Source organism: Peribacillus sp. NPDC097224 (assembly GCF_044761985.1).
Classification (GTDB): Bacteria; Bacillota; Bacilli; order Bacillales; family DSM-1321; genus Peribacillus.
Genome location: NZ_JBIWDK010000013.1, coordinates 20,703 through 36,569, shown reverse-complemented (window position 1 = coordinate 36,569; position 15,867 = coordinate 20,703). Strand labels below are relative to the sequence as shown.

Annotated in this window: 14 protein-coding genes and 1 pseudogene; 3 read left to right on the top strand and 12 right to left on the bottom strand. The window is 33.3% G+C overall.

Features of this window, described 5'->3' with window-relative positions; all coding sequences use genetic code 11:
- Positions 1-49: 49 nt before the first annotated feature.
- The 7 genes from ACIQXR_RS18790 to galE form a co-directional block, all read right to left on the bottom strand.
- Complete coding sequence (locus tag ACIQXR_RS18790; protein WP_402873061.1) at positions 50-1,282, bottom strand: glycosyltransferase; 1,233 nt, start codon at positions 1,280-1,282, stop codon at positions 50-52.
- A complete protein-coding gene (gene wecB, locus ACIQXR_RS18785) occupies positions 1,283-2,410 on the bottom strand; it encodes a non-hydrolyzing UDP-N-acetylglucosamine 2-epimerase (protein ID WP_402873063.1) in 1,128 nt (375 codons plus the stop codon).
- 5 nt (positions 2,411-2,415) lie between these two features.
- Positions 2,416-3,525 (bottom strand): polysaccharide biosynthesis C-terminal domain-containing protein, encoded by a 1,110-nt coding sequence (locus ACIQXR_RS18780; protein ID WP_402873066.1) that lies wholly within the window; start codon positions 3,523-3,525, stop codon positions 2,416-2,418.
- Positions 3,526-3,646: 121 nt separating this feature from the next.
- Complete coding sequence (locus ACIQXR_RS18775) at positions 3,647-4,690, bottom strand: polysaccharide biosynthesis protein (protein WP_402873069.1); 1,044 nt, start codon at positions 4,688-4,690, stop codon at positions 3,647-3,649.
- Positions 4,691-4,705: 15 nt separating this feature from the next.
- Positions 4,706-5,911: a glycosyltransferase family 4 protein gene (locus ACIQXR_RS18770; protein WP_403080555.1), complete on the bottom strand. Its 1,206-nt coding sequence runs from the start codon at positions 5,909-5,911 to the stop codon at positions 4,706-4,708.
- A gap of 64 nt (positions 5,912-5,975) precedes the next feature.
- The gene (locus ACIQXR_RS18765) at positions 5,976-6,323 is read right to left on the bottom strand and encodes a helix-turn-helix domain-containing protein (protein WP_402873074.1); all 348 of its coding nucleotides are present in this window, start codon (positions 6,321-6,323) and stop codon (positions 5,976-5,978) included.
- A 185-nt stretch (positions 6,324-6,508) separates the two neighbouring features.
- The gene (gene galE, locus ACIQXR_RS18760; RefSeq protein WP_402873235.1) at positions 6,509-7,624 is read right to left on the bottom strand and encodes a UDP-glucose 4-epimerase GalE; all 1,116 of its coding nucleotides are present in this window, start codon (positions 7,622-7,624) and stop codon (positions 6,509-6,511) included.
- Positions 7,625-8,404: 780 nt separating this feature from the next.
- On the opposite strand from galE, the pseudogene ACIQXR_RS18755 reads away from it, so the two are divergent.
- Positions 8,405-9,374 (top strand): annotated as a pseudogene (locus ACIQXR_RS18755) (IS3 family transposase); the annotation flags it as partial.
- Positions 9,375-9,757: 383 nt separating this feature from the next.
- The gene (locus ACIQXR_RS18750) at positions 9,758-10,426 is read left to right on the top strand and encodes a VTT domain-containing protein (protein ID WP_402873077.1); all 669 of its coding nucleotides are present in this window, start codon (positions 9,758-9,760) and stop codon (positions 10,424-10,426) included.
- Between the two features lie 74 nt (positions 10,427-10,500).
- Here the strand turns inward: ACIQXR_RS18750 and speD are convergent, their stop codons facing one another.
- The 4 genes from speD to ACIQXR_RS18730 form a co-directional block, all read right to left on the bottom strand.
- Entirely contained in the window at positions 10,501-11,316 is an 816-nt protein-coding gene (gene speD, locus ACIQXR_RS18745; RefSeq protein WP_402873080.1) for an adenosylmethionine decarboxylase, read from the bottom strand.
- A gap of 356 nt (positions 11,317-11,672) precedes the next feature.
- Positions 11,673-12,971: a trypsin-like peptidase domain-containing protein gene (locus tag ACIQXR_RS18740; protein ID WP_403080553.1), complete on the bottom strand. Its 1,299-nt coding sequence runs from the start codon at positions 12,969-12,971 to the stop codon at positions 11,673-11,675.
- A 137-nt stretch (positions 12,972-13,108) separates the two neighbouring features.
- Positions 13,109-13,786, bottom strand: coding sequence for an oxidoreductase (locus ACIQXR_RS18735; RefSeq protein WP_402873089.1), 678 nt, complete (start codon positions 13,784-13,786; stop codon positions 13,109-13,111).
- 60 nt (positions 13,787-13,846) lie between these two features.
- On the bottom strand, positions 13,847-14,425 hold the full coding sequence (locus ACIQXR_RS18730; RefSeq protein WP_402873092.1) for a histidine phosphatase family protein: 579 nt from the start codon (positions 14,423-14,425) through the stop codon (positions 13,847-13,849).
- Positions 14,426-14,765: 340 nt separating this feature from the next.
- Between ACIQXR_RS18730 and ACIQXR_RS18725 the strand changes: the two genes are divergently transcribed.
- On the top strand, positions 14,766-15,296 hold the full coding sequence (locus ACIQXR_RS18725; RefSeq protein ID WP_402873095.1) for a DUF2179 domain-containing protein: 531 nt from the start codon (positions 14,766-14,768) through the stop codon (positions 15,294-15,296).
- A gap of 40 nt (positions 15,297-15,336) precedes the next feature.
- On the opposite strand, the gene ACIQXR_RS18720 is transcribed toward ACIQXR_RS18725, so the two are convergent.
- Positions 15,337-15,615 carry an HNH endonuclease gene (locus ACIQXR_RS18720; RefSeq protein ID WP_402873097.1) on the bottom strand — a complete coding sequence of 93 codons (279 nt, stop codon included), beginning with the start codon at positions 15,613-15,615 and terminating at the stop codon, positions 15,337-15,339.
- Positions 15,616-15,867 lie beyond the last annotated feature (252 nt).

Sequence of the window (15,867 nt, the reverse complement as noted above, 5' to 3'; positions counted from 1 at the left end):
ACCAAACAGCTAACCAAAGATGTTTTAAGGCCAAATAAAATAATGAAATTCAAAATAAACTTATTATTTTTTCCACTTGTTTCATATTATTTTTTTCGGATAAAACATAATTCCTTGCTTTATCTCCAAATTCCATCAATTCATTTGGACTCTTTTCACATACCCTTATTAAAGTATTTGTTATGCTATTTAAGGAATTCCCATTAATAAAATAAATATAATCATTATATTCTTCTGGCATACCCGGTAATTTATAAGCTATAGTAGGTACTCCCGAGACCAAATACTCCATTAACTTTGAGGGAAAGGAATATTTAGTGTATTCACCTTTACTATTTCTTGGGTTTATTAGTACTGTTGCCTTTTTTTGAAGTTTCATAGCCTCTTCTCTACTCACACGTCCATAAAATTCAATTCTGCTATCACGTTTAGCCATTTCTTTAATTTCTTTTTCGGTTTCACCTGTTCCACAAATTTGTAATCTATAATTTTCCTTATCGATTAGCTCAAACGCCATAAGAAGATCTAAAATACCGTATTTTTCATTTAAACTACCGGTATATAAAATAGTTTTTAAATCACTTTTCTTTCCACTTTCTTTTAAAATGTGAGGTTTAACTTGTTCTTTAATATTTACCATTCCTTCAACAACCACATAAGGTTTATTCTGTAACTTCAGAGTATCAGCCATCTGCTTGGTTAATAACACATAGGAATCAACATAATGTTGCAAACTATTAATCATCTTTATTTCCAACTTTTTTAAAAATTTATAGCTTGCTTTTTCTGTGGAAGTAAGATTCATGAACTGAGGTAAATCAGGTACAACTAAACAAGTTGTTATTGCTGATTGGCTTGCCTTGGCTGTCTTTAAGGCTCTAAGTATAGAATAATCCATAGAATATGCAATAATTACTTTTTTTCGTTCATCTTTAATATTTACCCAGTTTTTAATTTCTCTAGATAGGCTCCAACCACGAGAAAATTTCTTTAAAATTGGAATATTCAAAAAATTAACATCTATATCATTTGCACCTTCTACATGTGACCAATCGTTCCTTTTAATAATCGCTTTCTTATAAAAACTTGGATAAGATCCTATAAATACAGCATTTAATAAATTTATAGGGTGTGAATTTATTAAATCTAGTCCTTCTATAATATTCCACTGAAGGGCGTTCGCAGCAAACTGTACGTTGCTCTTGCTCTCCTTAATGATTTTTTTTTCATTAAATACTCCGCCTAAAAATAAAATATCAAAATTACATGTGGAATTATTCATTTATACTTTTCCCCAAATTACATTATTGATAATTTTTGTATAGTTTTGAATAATCTTTGTAACTTTTACAGATACATTTACATCCTGATAATCATTAGCAAGATATGTTTTCTCGCCTTTCTCCCACATTGCTCTACTCAATTCTACAGCCTGCTCAATATCTTTTTCTGTAATACCACCAATTACTACCGTTCCTTTATCAAGTACTTCTGGACGTTCAGTTGATGTTCTAATCAATACGCCTGGGAAACCTAGAATAGCAGATTCTTCTGATAATGTACCGCTGTCAGAAAGGACTGTGAAAGCATTCATTTGTAGTTGGTTATAGTCAAGAAAACCAAAAGGTTTTAATTTCTTTATAAGGGGATGAAAGGTAATTCCTCTTTCTTCAATCTTTTTGAAACTACGTGGATGAGTCGAATAAATTACTGGAACTTGATATTTTTCTGCAATATTATTAATTGCTTTCATTAGAGAAAAGAAATTATTTTCATTATCTATATTTTCTTCACGATGTGCAGAAATAAGTATATATTTTCCTCTTTCAAGATTTAGTTCTTCGATTACTTTACTATTACGAATACCTTCCATATTCACACTTAATACTTCTGTCATTGGTGAACCAGTCACAAAGATATGATCTTTACGAATACCTTCTGTCAATAGATAACGTCTACTATGCTCTGTGTAAGGAAGGTTAATATCTGCTACATGATCGATAATCATTCTATTAATTTCTTCAGGGACGTTTTGATCAAAACAACGATTTCCTGCTTCCATATGAAAAATTGGTATTTTTAAGCGTTTCGCTGATATTGCACTTAAGCAACTGTTTGTATCTCCTAAAATCAAAAGAGCATCAGGTTCTTCCTGTATTAAGATTTTATAGGAAGAAGTAATAATATTCCCCATTGTTTCACCCAAGTCTTCACCTACGACATTTAAATAATGATTTGGTTTTCTTAGACTTAATTCCTCGAAAAAAATATTATTAAGTGAATAATCCCAATTTTGCCCGGTGTGTACTAAAACATGATTAAAATATCTATCTAATGATTTTATTACTTCAGACAATCTAATAATTTCTGGTCTTGTCCCTACTATTGTCATAACTTTCATCTTTTCCATTTTACTTAAACCTCCACAAAATAAGTATCAGGCTTTTCTGGATTAAAAATTTCACAAGCCCAAAATAAAGTAATGACATCCTTAACTCCAGTATTTTCTATAGAGTGCGAATAACCTGCAGGAATATCTACTACCTCAGGAGTTTCTCCATCCACATTGTATTCAAGTACCTTTTCCGAATAAATATTCCTAAATTTAATAGTAGCTTCTCCTTGAATAACCAGAAACTTTTCTACTTTCGTATGATGCCAATGATTTCCTCTTATAACACCAGGTTTGGTTTTTGAAATGAAAATTTGGCCCATACTTTGAGACTTAATAAACTCTGCAAGCCAACCACGACTGTCTACATTTTTTTTTAGTTTATAAGAAAAATTATCTTCATCTAAATAAGATAAGAAGGTACTATATAATAATCTATCAAATTCACCCTCTAAAGAAGGCATTACTAACGATTTCCGGTTATTATTAAAAGAATAAAGTTTGTCTATTAGTTCATCTAGACAGATTTTGTATGTTACTGGCACTCTACAGTATTCTTTTTCCATTGTTTCATTACCATTTAACGCTCGAGAAAATTCTGCTAATACGTCATCTATATAACATAATGTAAGTTCAGTTTTGGGGTTATTAACCTGTATATCCATTCCTCTTGAAATATTATGGCAAAAGGTTGCAACAACACTGTTATAATTCGGTCTGCACCATTTTCCAAAAAGATTTGGTAGTCTGTAGACTAAAGTTCTAACTCCCACTTCTTTGCTATAAGAGAATACTAACTGTTCGGAAGCTTTCTTACTTCTACCATATGGATTATCTTGATCAGCCTGTGAGGAGGATGTAATTAATATGGGAGATTTATTCTGATTTCTTTTTAAAGATTCTATTAAATTTGATGTGAATTCAAAGTTCCCTTTCATGTATTCGTTTTCATCATTGGGTCTATTTACTCCTGCTAAATGAAATACAAATTCACATTCTTTTGTATATTTGTCTAATAACGAAGCATCTGTTTCTCTTCTGAATTCAAATATTTCGTTATTCTCCTTATTTTTCAAATCTGCAACTAGGTTTTTCCCAATAAAACCAGCTGCCCCTGTAATAAGTATTTTCATAATGACTCAGACCTTTCTATTAATTAAATAAGTTCCTCCCGCAGAGTCTTATTTATATATATTAATTGTTAATGTATCTATTAAGTTATTGAAAAGTTAATAAGGTATATTCATTTAGCTATTAAAGTACCTTTATACTCTCCTTGCTTTCCTTAACCTCTTTTAATTCATTACGAACAAACTCTAATTCAATTAATTTCTCTTTAATTTGCTCTATATTTAAAATTTGAGTATTTTGGGAGTTATATTCTTCTTCTTTTGATAACTTTTTGTCTCCTTTAGCAAAATACTTATCATAGTTCAAATCTCTTTTATCGGATGGTACTCTGAAAAAACCTCCTAAATCTTCTGCTACTAAAAATTCTTCTCTTGTAAGGAGAGTTTCATAAAGCTTTTCTCCGTGCCTAGTTCCGATTATTTTAATATCGTTACTTTCGTTAAATAGTTCTAACAGAGCTTGAGCTAAATCCCCTATTCGACATGCCGGAGCTTTTTGAACTAATATGTCACCGGCTTCTGCATGTTGAAAAGCAAATACTACCAATTCCACAGCTTCTTCTAGAGTCATGAGGAATCTAGTCATGTTAGGATTTGTTATTGTTATTGGTTTTCCACTTTTTATTTGTTCGATAAATAAAGGGATCACTGAACCACGGGAAGCCATTACGTTTCCATATCTTGTACCACAAATGAGAATACTATCTGAAGAAACTGTATTGGCCTTTGCAATAAATACCTTTTCCATCATTGCTTTTGAAATGCCCATTGCATTAATAGGATAAGCAGCCTTATCAGTTGACAGACAAATCACCTTTTTTATTCCATAATCTATGGCAGCAGTTAGGACGTGATCAGTACCAATAATATTCGTTTTTACTGCTTCCAGAGGGAAAAACTCACAAGAAGGTACTTGTTTAAAGGCTGCTGCATGAAACACGTAATCTACGTTATACATAGCATTCTTTATACTTGAAAGATCTCTAACGTCTCCTAAATAAAACTTGAGTTTCTCACTTTTATATAATTTTCGCATATCATCTTGCTTTTTTTCATCACGAGAAAAAATTCGGATTTCTTTTACATCTGTATTTAGGAATCTTTTCATTACCGCGTTTCCAAAGGAACCTGTTCCTCCAGTAATTAATAAAGTTTTATCCTTAAACATACAAATCATCTCCATTTACAAATGCTTTATAATTATATTGACTGTTTCTTTTATGTTATAATGTGCTTCTAAGTATTTTCTTCCATTTAGACCCAATTGAGTTCTGAGTTCTTTATTAGTTGAGAGTAGTTTTGCATTATCAATAAAAGACTCTATATCCTCGCTTTCTGACCAAAGTCCACTTTCAGCTTCACTTAATATGTCTTTTAAATCTGTATTTTTATCTGTTGCGGCAAGTATTGGGAGTGAGTATTCTAAATATGAAGTTAATCTAGAGGGAAAATTAGGTATTGTAAATCTTTTATCTAAAAAAATTAATCCAACATCAGCATTTTCAAGTAATTTATCATATTCTTTTTTAGGTAAGTTTTTGTGTAAACTTACATTTTTCGGTTTCGCATTATGTATGTGTTTTTCTATTTTTTTATATTCCGTACCAGATCCTACGATTAATAGGTGCCCACTATCCACTTTGTGAAAATTTTCTATTACTTTTAATATGAAATTAATCCCCTGGGGTTTACCTAAGTTCCCTCCATAAACAAATAAAGTTGATTCTTCTGATATGTGGTATTTTTTATAGATTTCTTTATTCACATTTACTCTTATTTCGACAGGCTCAATTGAATTAGGAAATACCTCGACATTTCTTTTGTCAATAAAAGAATTATGTTGTAAAATGTAGTTTACATTTCCTTTTGACATGCAGCCAATCTTATCTGATAATTGATATAATTTTTTTTCTTTTTTTCTGAAATATCTCCATATAAAACCTCTATTTTTAATTAAATCAATATCTACTGCATTTTGTGGAAAAATATCTTTAAGTAATAAATATGTTTTACTTTCATGTTTCTTTTTTAGGTAATTAACAACTTTTACAAAAGTAATTGGTGGAGTTGAATAAATGACTAAGTCAAATCGCACATCTTTAAGATACTTTTTCACTGCCTTGAGGTATTGCTTGTCTATTGTAAGGGTTGATAAACCCTTCTCAATAAAGCTCGTTTTAGTAATATTTCCAGTTCTTACTTTCAAAAGCTTAATATTTCTAATCGAAGTAAGCTCTGTAGGTAATTTTGTTCTCCTTTCCCTCGGAAAGACCACATGCATATTTATACCTCTACTCGCAAGTTCTCTGACAAGGTCCGTATAGATTCCTCTTTCGTCAACATTCTCCATATTTAATAAAGTTATAAATAATACGTTCAAAAAAGTCACCCACTCGAGCTCAAGTTAAATTAATGTAATTTATTTATTAATATCAACATTTAATGTAGATTGTTCATTTACGTTTAGAACTTTCATTTTTCCATTTAATAAACTCAATTAAAGTTTTATATTCGTGGAGTTGATTCTTTTCCACCCCTAATTCCTTTAGTTCATTAAAGAAACCAATCCATTCTTTTTCGATAAGCAGACTTTTCTCCCCTTCCAATCCATTTTTCAATAATGATATGAGATCTACCTTTAAAACTGTCGCAATCTTTTTCATTACTTCCAGGGAAGGATTTTTGTTAATATTACGTTCAATATTACTTAGATATGACTTGGAGATTTTAGACTTTTTAGCAAGTTCTGAGAGGGTATACCCTCTTTTTTTCCTAATTTCAGCTATATTTTTTCCAATCATTCGATTACCTCTTTAACTACTTTGTAGTATATTATTAAAGGTTCTTTAATAAGTTTTAACATCATTTCAACTTCTACCAGATTTTCCATATGTCATTTAAACTATAATGCAAATTTGCTACTTTTTTTGATATTTAATTACGATAAATTTTGAACGTTTTCCTATATTGTTATGATTTTATATTATTAGGTGTAAGTCTTTTCATCTACTACATTCTTCTCGACTTCTTCCGTACTTTCCATATTCATTAGTCCCGAATCACGTATACGAGAATTTGATATCAACTTATTATCTTGATAACCGTTAGGATTATTTCTCTGCCATCGCCAAGCATCTCTACACATCTCTATGATTCCCTTCTCTGCTTCCCAGCCCAATTCCATCTTGGCTTTTGATGAATCAGCATAGCAAATTGCTATATCACCTAATCTAGGTTCGCTTAGTTGAAATGGAATCTTTATACCAGTTATCGACTCGAAGGCTGTTATAATTTCTAATACACTATAGCCTTGGCCTGTTCCTAGATTATAAGTGTTTATACTGTTCCTTTTCAGTACTTTGTCAAGAGCGGCCACATGTCCTTTAGCTAAATCAATAACATGAATATAATCCCTAACTCCTGTACCATCAATTGTAGGGTAATGTTGACCAAACACTTTCAGTTCTTTTAGTTCACCTATTGCTACTTTAGTTATAAAAGGCATTAAGTTATTTGGAATTCCATTTGGATTATCACCTATTAGTCCGCTTTCATGAGCGCCAATTGGATTGAAATATCTCAAAATAGAAATACTCCATTGTTTATCGGATATATATATATCTTGAAGTATTTCTTCAATCATTAGCTTTGTCCTACCATATGGGTTCATTGCCTTTAGAGGAAAGTCTTCTGCAATAGGAACTTTATCCGGCATACCATAAACAGTTGCTGAAGAACTGAATACTAATTTCCTAACATGATACTTTTTCATTAGTTTACATAAGTTAATCGTACTATTTATATTTGTTCTATAATACTTGAGTGGCTCAACAACAGATTCCCCAACTGCTTTAAGACCAGCTAAGTGAATAACTGCCTCTATCCTATTTTCTATGAATACTCGTTCTAAATCTTTTTCATTTAACAAATCGATCTGGTGAATTTCAAAAGATTTTCCTGTAATTTTTTGAATTCGTCTTAGTACCTCTGGATTACTATTTGAAAAATTATCAACAATCATCAGATTATATCCGGCATTTAATAATTCAACACTTATGTGGCTTCCAATAAAGCCAGCCCCTCCAGTTACAAGAATCGTTATGCTAAACACCCCCAAATCACGAACTAAATAAAGTGTTAAAATAATAAATAGGGCATTTAACCCCGCCTCTCACCACACTCTCGACGACTCGCGTCTAAGGTTTATTTCAACCCACAGTATGGTCGAGTGCCTCCATTAATATTGGTAAGGAGACATCACCAAATTTTAATATTGATTTCAAGTCGATATTCTTAATAGCGAACATCCATATTAAAACTGAACTTTGGTATTAAAGCTTTTTAAGTTCGATTTAATTTATAAAAATTAAATAAGGTGTTAAATAATCCCTAAGAGATAAAAGAGTTTTCCTTTCTTATCTAGAAACCTAATTGTTCTTTATAAAGAACTTGTGTGTTATTAAAATACCACCATTCTACACGTTGTGTCAATAACTGGATATCTAAATTAATTCTACTATTTTTTAGTAGTTTCGTATAACAGATTATATTGAATGCGAGTTATGTAAAGTTATATCTCATAAACCAGATTTGATTTTATCATTATCACACATAATTCAAATAAATGATCAAGCGATAAATTTTTCATAGGAAATAAAACTGAGTATAATTTAAACCGCCTCTATATCACAGTTTACCGCTAAACTAAAAAACCACCTAAGCCTTCTACCCTTAACCTTGAATGCCTTGGAGACGTTAAACTTGCTTACTTTTTTAATAAAGCTGAATGAAAATTTCTTCCATTCTAGTACTACGACACTGGAGTCAGTATAGTTTCATGGACACATTTTAGTTAAATCCTTACAATGATTTTTGAGAGGATATGTTCGGATTGGAACGTAAGCATACAGGCAAGAAATATAATAATGAGTTTAAGAAGATTATTGTAAATCTATATCATTCGGGTAACTCAGTAAGAGAATTAAGTGGCGAATATGGCGTATCTGACGTAACAATTTATAAGTGGGTTAAAGAATTTACCCCTATTGGTATAGGGGAAGAGTCCATGACTCCGAAGGAATTGGCTGCGATACAGAAGGAAAACCTTCGGTTAAAGCAAGAAGTTGAAATCCTAAAAAGGCTATGGCCATATTCGCCAAAAAGTAACTGAGACAGATCTCACCGAATTTATCGTGGAACACAAAAACAATATTTCGTAAAGAGAATGTGTGAAGTATTAGAAATCCCAAGAAGCAGTCATTATCAGTCTCTTCAACTAGTCGTATCAAATCGCGAACAGAAAACGAAGAGCTAACGAAAGAAATTCATCTCATTCACTTAGAAAGCAAAGGTCGCTATGGTGCTCCCAAAATCCATGAAATCTTATTAACCAAAGGATTTAGTCTAAGTCTAAAGCGTGTTCAGCGCCTAATGAGTAAGATGGGAATCCGTTCTATCACTAAGAAAAAATACCGTCCTTATCCACCTAAAGAGAAGGTTATACAATTAGAGAATTTGCTCAAACGAGATTTTACCACCCAGACTATTAATGAGAAATGGGCAGCCGATATTACGTATATTCATACGTTAAACGACGGATGGTGTTATTTAGCTTCTGTATTGGATCTTCATTCTAAGAAAATAGTAGGCTATCCCTTTTCGCGTTCTAAGACGACTGAACTGGTTATTCAAGCTTTCAATCACGCACACACTTCACAAAAGCCCACGGAGGGCTTAGTTCTTCATACAGATCATGGCCCACAATATGTGGTGAGTTTACTCAACATATCCAAAATCATCATATTAAGCAATCCTTTAGCCAAAAAGGGTGCCCGTATGCTAATGCCTATATTTTGGGGTACCAAACCCCACAAGCGATTGAAAATCAAATTAGAAATACAGCTTAAGATTTTACTTTTGTGTGTCCAAAATATTGACTCAAATCCATGGGTATTTGCTACCCTTTTCTAATTAATAGTCTGGTGGAGAATTTTATTAAAGTTAATATCTACATTCCATAAAAACAATTCACTAATTTTTCACTCCCCAATACATTATAAGACTCAATCCCCCCCATATTCCCAGTTATAAACCATTTACTTGGCATAATATAATATGTAATATTACTAAGGGTGTAAATCTGGCTTTTTCCTTTATCTTTTTATCCGTCTTTGGAATTATTTTTATCAAACTACATTCTAGAATTTTTTATTCTCATAAAGGAGGGTGCATTAATTTGCATAATCTTTTACATTTTACTCAATCGATCGATACGGATCTGACTCAATATATCACTGTTTTCGGTAAACAAATTTATGTCATTTTATTCATCATCATTTTCGCGAAGACGGCTTATATTGTTCTGACTTTCCTGCCTGGAGATGCGACTTTGTTTGCCAGCGGTACCATTGCTGCGATTGGACACTTGAGTTTCCCTACACTTTTGTTCCTTTTCTTCCTTGCAACTGTTGCGGGGGACGCCCAGAATTATTTTATCGGGAACCTGATTGGGAAATCCACGAAGAAAGAAAAGAAATACTCAGTATTTAAGTACATCCCAAATAAATCTATTGAAAAGACCCATCGATTTTTAACCAGTTATGGAAAATACGCGATTATGTTCTCCCGATTCGTTCCTTTACTTAGCACAACCTTACCTTTCATTAGTGGGTTCACACGCTATTCGTTCAAACGATTTATCGGACATAATATGGTCGGAGCGATGGTCTGGACGATCACTTGGGTATGTGCGGGTTACCTACTCGGCAACCTTACATGGGTGGGTAGTCATTTATTCCTCTCATTGCTCGGCATTACTCTTATCAGCTTTATCCCTCCATTCATCGCGTTTACCATTGAATATGCGAAAAAGAAAACGGCTGCCGCAAAAGTCCTTGAAATCTGACTTTTGCCTGCAGCCGTTTTGGCTTCAATTACTATTGTAAAGTTAACAAGTTATTCTTACCCAAGGTGCTAGTCTTACTTGGGTACCGAAACATTTGCCCCGTAAAAAATTTCATCCATTTCCGTTTGAAGCCTTTCGATAATTTCATCACGTTCAGTTGGTTTTAGTTTTTCTTCTGAATAATCAAATAGATAATTGTTTAGTTCGAATCTTTTCAGTTTACATTTAGTATGAAAGATATTCTCTTGGTACACATTCACATCGATCATATCGTATAATCCCTTTACTTCATCAGGGATATAATTTTGAATGGAATTTATATCATGATCGATGAACAATTTGCGACCATTTGTATCTCTGGTAAATCCTCGAACCCGATAATCTATCGTGATGATATCGGTGTCAAAAGAATGAATCAGGTAATTAAGTGCTTTTAATGGAGAAATTTCCCCACACGTAGATACGTCAATATCGGCCCTGAATGTACTGATTCCCTCATTGGGATGAAACTCAGGGTATGTATGAACCGTAATGTGGCTCTTATCCAACTGCATGACAACATTGTTCGGCAAAGGTCCAGGCGTTTCCTTATAGGTATCGGTGGGTACTTCTACGACGGGCCCCTCAGAAATAAGCATCGTCACGCTTGCTCCCTGTGGTATGTAATCCTGTTTGGCTGTATTCAAAACATGAGCTCCAATTAAATCCGATACATTCTTCAATATGCTAGAGAGTCTTTCCGCATTGTATTGTTCATCAATATATTCTAAGTATGCTTCACGTTCCTCTTTTGTTTTCGTATAACAAATATCATACATATTAAAACTTAATGATTTAGTAAGATTGTTGAAGCCATGAAGTTCAATTCTTTGCTCAGGTGTAATTTTCATGAACGATTCCCCTTAATTTTTTTACCAACCATATTTATAGTTACCCATTATTTGAGAATAGAAACTTTTAATTATCGTAGAGGAGTTTACCTATATATAACTTCTAAATTAAACTAAAATAGGTAATTGGAATTAAATGTATTTTCGATCTTTGTTTATATCTTAACTACTATTTAGACTTTAAATTAATATATTCTAGCGAGGTTATTATTGGAATAAATATTTTAGATATTTTAATATTCTATAAAAAAGGTGTTTTATTATTTTTTTTCTGGAAAATAGTGTTTTCAGGAAAAAATCCATCCCTGTTTAATCGGAATGGATTCTTTACAGTTATAAGTTTCAAAGCCCGTCATTTAATAGTCACTATCATCTTCATTGCCAACTTCATTACCTTCGTTATCCTCATAATTCTCGTAGTCTTCATCCTCATCTTCATAGTCATATTCTTCATCTTCGTCTTCATAACCATCTTCGTCAGAATAATCTTCGCCATCCTCAGCCAAGTCTTCGTTTTCATAGTCCGAATAATAATCTTCATCCATATCTTCACTATCATCTTCGTCTATAATTTCCTCTTCATAGTCCTCAAAGTCTTCGTACTCATCGTAGTCTTCAAAGTCTTCCTCTGATTCTGACCATTCATCTGGGATATCATAATAACTGTCTTCTTCATCATTATAATCGCCCCCCTCGAAATACCACTCACCATCTGATTCGTCTTCGTAATAATAACTGCCGGATTCATTGTAAAACAAATCGCTAATTTCCTGTTCTGAGAGTGGTTGAGCGATCCAGCCTTCGATTAACAGGAATATATCCTTTATTGGTATGCTGAACCCTACGGATTCATCCGTTATTAACCTTGCTGAATTAATGGCCACAGCCTTTCCTGTTTCCATGGAAACAAGAGGTCCACCGCTACTACCTGGAGCAATATGAGCTGACATTTGATAAATATTATCATATGAACGCTCTCCAATAAAGAAACTGCGATCCACTCCAGTTATGGTCCCAAGCGTTGCTGTATTCTCAAGGCCCAATGGACTGCCAAGTGCGACTACTTCCTGACCAATCTTGGCCCCTCCTGTTTTTTCAACATCAATTGGCTTTATCCCGGCTAATTTGGGAACTCTAATAATGGCTACATCTGTATCGGTGGAATAACCGATAACCTTTCCATTATACTCTGTGCCACCTTTATCTTTAATACTTGTTTCAAGATACCCTTCCACAACATGTGCATTTGTCAAGACATCACCTTTGTCATTAATTAAAAATCCAGAACCTTGGCTGTCCCCGGCAAAAATGGTATACACTTTTTTCTGAGATTCCTCGATGATCTGCGTGACACTTTGTTTTGTATCTTCTTTCATCTTCTCAACTGGCTTTGATGCAACCACCCTTGTTACTTCTTTCTTTTTCCCCGTTTCATTTTTATCTTTTTTGGTTTCTACTACAGTAGGTATAGTGGCTGTTTTTTTATTGTCCGCTTCATCCCAATAATATTTGATGGTCAACACAAAAGTTAATGTGCTTAAAATACTTAATATAACTAAGAATGGTATTAATTTAGATTTCTTTTTCTTATTCCCACAACTAGGACAATAGCGACCATCGCTTGATAGTTTCTTACCACATGTTGAACAAAACAAAAATATCACCTATTTCTCTAAGACTTTATACCTATTATATTGAAAAATAAGGAACTTGTATATCAAAATTCATAAAAATAAAAACGAGCCTCATATAATTGGCCCGCTTTCATTTTTTTATCTTATCAATCAAACTCCTAATATAGTTCTCTCTCATTAGCAAGTTCCTCTATTTCATTGGACTGGTACACATGGTTTCCTGAAGTAATGGATTTTGCCGCAATACTCATGGCAGTAGCCACCGTTTCTACATGTATGGCGCGATATGGGCGAAGAGGTCCCACTAACAAAAATTTAAAAATCGAACTCAGTTTACCGGATATCTTTTCACCGATACGGAGTTCTTTTCGTTCTCCAATTAATAACGAAGGTCTGAAAATATGTAAAGAATTCAATTTTAATTGTTTTAGTATTTCTTCCATATCTCCCTTTACTCGACTATAAAAGAAACTTGATTTAGAGTCAGCACCGATAGCACTTATAACCAATACATTCTCTACATTTGCCGCTTTTGCCAATTTTCCCGCCTCTACTACGTAATCATAATCAACTTTCCGAAAAGCTTCTTTAGATTTCGCTTTTTTAATGGTAGTGCCTAAACATATGAACACATCATTGACATGAAACAAATCTGCAAATTCTTTCATATTATTAAAATCGACAATATGCACTTTACAAACGGAATCTTTATATTCTAGTTCTCTTCTCGTAAATAGATGTATGGTTTGATAATCCTTACTAGTACATAACCTTTTCAATAGTTGGGTGCCTACAACCCCAGTTGCACCTAAAACTAACGCAGTTTTTTTAGTCATGTTTTCCTTCTTTCTCGTATAGGCTGCCCAATAGCAACCGAACTGTTAAATTAGAAAGGATTAAGACAAGTGATTCACTTGATTATAATCGGCTATAACCCATGAATTCAGTTCAAACTTGATTGTACTCAGGCAAGCATTTGATAATCTAGTTTGAGTTGATACAATCTTTTCATTCGACATCATACGTAAAATCATATGAATGACCGCCCCATGTGCAACTAAAATTACTTTCTTATCAGGATATTCTGCTTCAATATCCTGTAGGCCTTTCATAAGGCGTTCTCGTAAACTTTCCTGGTCTTCCTGATTAGGGTATTCTTTATTAAAAAATGTGGATTCCCTCTCATCAGCTGTCATTCCTTCAGCGTCCCCAAAATTCTTTTCAATGAATTCCTCTTTAATAATAATTGGGGAATCAATTATTTCACCTATAATATTGGCTGTAGCCCTTGCTCTTTTTAGAGGACTAGTAAAAATTACATCCCACTTGTCTTTGAATAAAAACTCTCCACACTTCCTGGCCTGCCTCTTTCCATTTTCATTAAGTGGTATGTCTGTTTGCCCCTGTAACCGTCCTTCTACATTCCAATCTGTTTCTCCATGGCGTACTATACAAATCGTTGTAATAACCTTCAACCCTTTCGTTTTAAAATGGTGACCTTTTCACAGTTTTTCATTTCCTTTGTATGTTTTTACAAGTGAACATGAAAATCCAAGGCAATTTAACATGAATTGGACCAACAAGTGAAAGCAGAAGACACCCTCTTCTTCACATGTGATAAATAGTTAGAACAATAATACCAAATTTAAGATTGATTTAGTACCTAGAACTATTAACTAAAAAAGTGATAGGATGTGCATGCCCATGTTCATGCATAATATTTCCATAGCTTTATTGTGTGCCATATGTTTAGATTATGGAAGATGTTTCATATAGAATAGTTAATGGACTTAATTATAATGGAGAGGTGCCCAATTGAAGGAAATATTATTAATCTTATTATTGCAACTTATTTATGTTCCCATCTATACATTACGTACCATATTCTTAGTCAAAAACTTAACCTCTTTGGCCTCTATTTTAGGCATAGCCGAGATGTTAGTTTATGTATTTGGACTATCCCTCGTATTTGGTGGAGACCAAAGCATATTGGCCATGGTTGTATATGCAGTTGGTTTTGGAATAGGTATCATATTCGGGACGAAAATTGAGCAAAAACTTGCTATTGGTTTTATCAATGTTACCGTTAATACACAGACGAAAAACACCCAATTGATGGACACATTAAGGAACAACGGCTTTGGTGTTACTCTCTATACAGGCGAAGGAAGGGATAGTAACCGTTATCGGATGGAAATATTAACAAAACGTAACCGAGAACAAGAATTAATTGCTACAATTGAAAAATTCGAACCTAAAGCTTTCATCATTTCTTATGAACCGAGGTATTTTAAAGGTGGATTTTTACTGGATCGTTTAAAGAATAGGGGAAGCATTAATAGATAAATAATACGAAGGCCCATCTAATTCAAGATGGGCCTTCGTATTATTTAGTTTTGGACTTTCTTGTTTTTACAGATTTGCTAGCAGGTTGCTTCTTGATCCATTTTATATATTTTTTCAAAGCTTCATCATCTTTTAACAAAATAACGGTATATAATCTTATGGCTAACTCCCGGTTTGAATATAAGGCATGAATTTGCTTGTGGCACGATTTACAAAGAAAAGCGGTTGGTAACTGACTGCCTCCTTCCTCCCTGGGCGTTAGATGGTGCACAGTCAGTTCTATCTCACTTCGAGAACAAAGCTCACACGTCCCTTGCATGGTTCCACCTCATCCATTAATGGTTCAATATTTTACCCTCTTCCACAATATGAAACCTCAAATGTTCCATGTGATGAATTGGACCATACTCTTGCTCTTCTTTCCTCCATCCCTTGCAAATAAAGAACCATGAATTCATAACAATCATTTCTTGAAAATGAATAACAATCACTAGGATCATTGTTTTCTTCAGGATATAGCAGGATGAGATGGAAAGGAGTCCGTCTCCAATTTTGGTCAAAAAAGACAAAG

Excerpts from the sequence above, each read along its gene's own strand:
- ACIQXR_RS18720 (WP_402873097.1), bottom strand. The coding sequence starts at position 15,615 with ATGCAAGGGACGTGTGAGCTTTGTTCTCGAAGTGAGATAGAACTGACT.
- ACIQXR_RS18735 (WP_402873089.1), bottom strand. The coding sequence starts at position 13,786 with ATGACTAAAAAAACTGCGTTAGTTTTAGGTGCAACTGGGGTTGTAGGC.
- ACIQXR_RS18790 (WP_402873061.1), bottom strand. The coding sequence starts at position 1,282 with ATGAATAATTCCACATGTAATTTTGATATTTTATTTTTAGGCGGAGTA.
- ACIQXR_RS18775 (WP_402873069.1), bottom strand. The coding sequence starts at position 4,690 with ATGTTTAAGGATAAAACTTTATTAATTACTGGAGGAACAGGTTCCTTT.
- speD (WP_402873080.1), bottom strand. The coding sequence starts at position 11,316 with ATGAAAATTACACCTGAGCAAAGAATTGAACTTCATGGCTTCAACAAT.
- wecB (WP_402873063.1), bottom strand. The coding sequence starts at position 2,410 with ATGGAAAAGATGAAAGTTATGACAATAGTAGGGACAAGACCAGAAATT.
- ACIQXR_RS18765 (WP_402873074.1), bottom strand. The coding sequence starts at position 6,323 with ATGATTGGAAAAAATATAGCTGAAATTAGGAAAAAAAGAGGGTATACC.
- ACIQXR_RS18780 (WP_402873066.1), bottom strand. The coding sequence starts at position 3,525 with ATGAAAATACTTATTACAGGGGCAGCTGGTTTTATTGGGAAAAACCTA.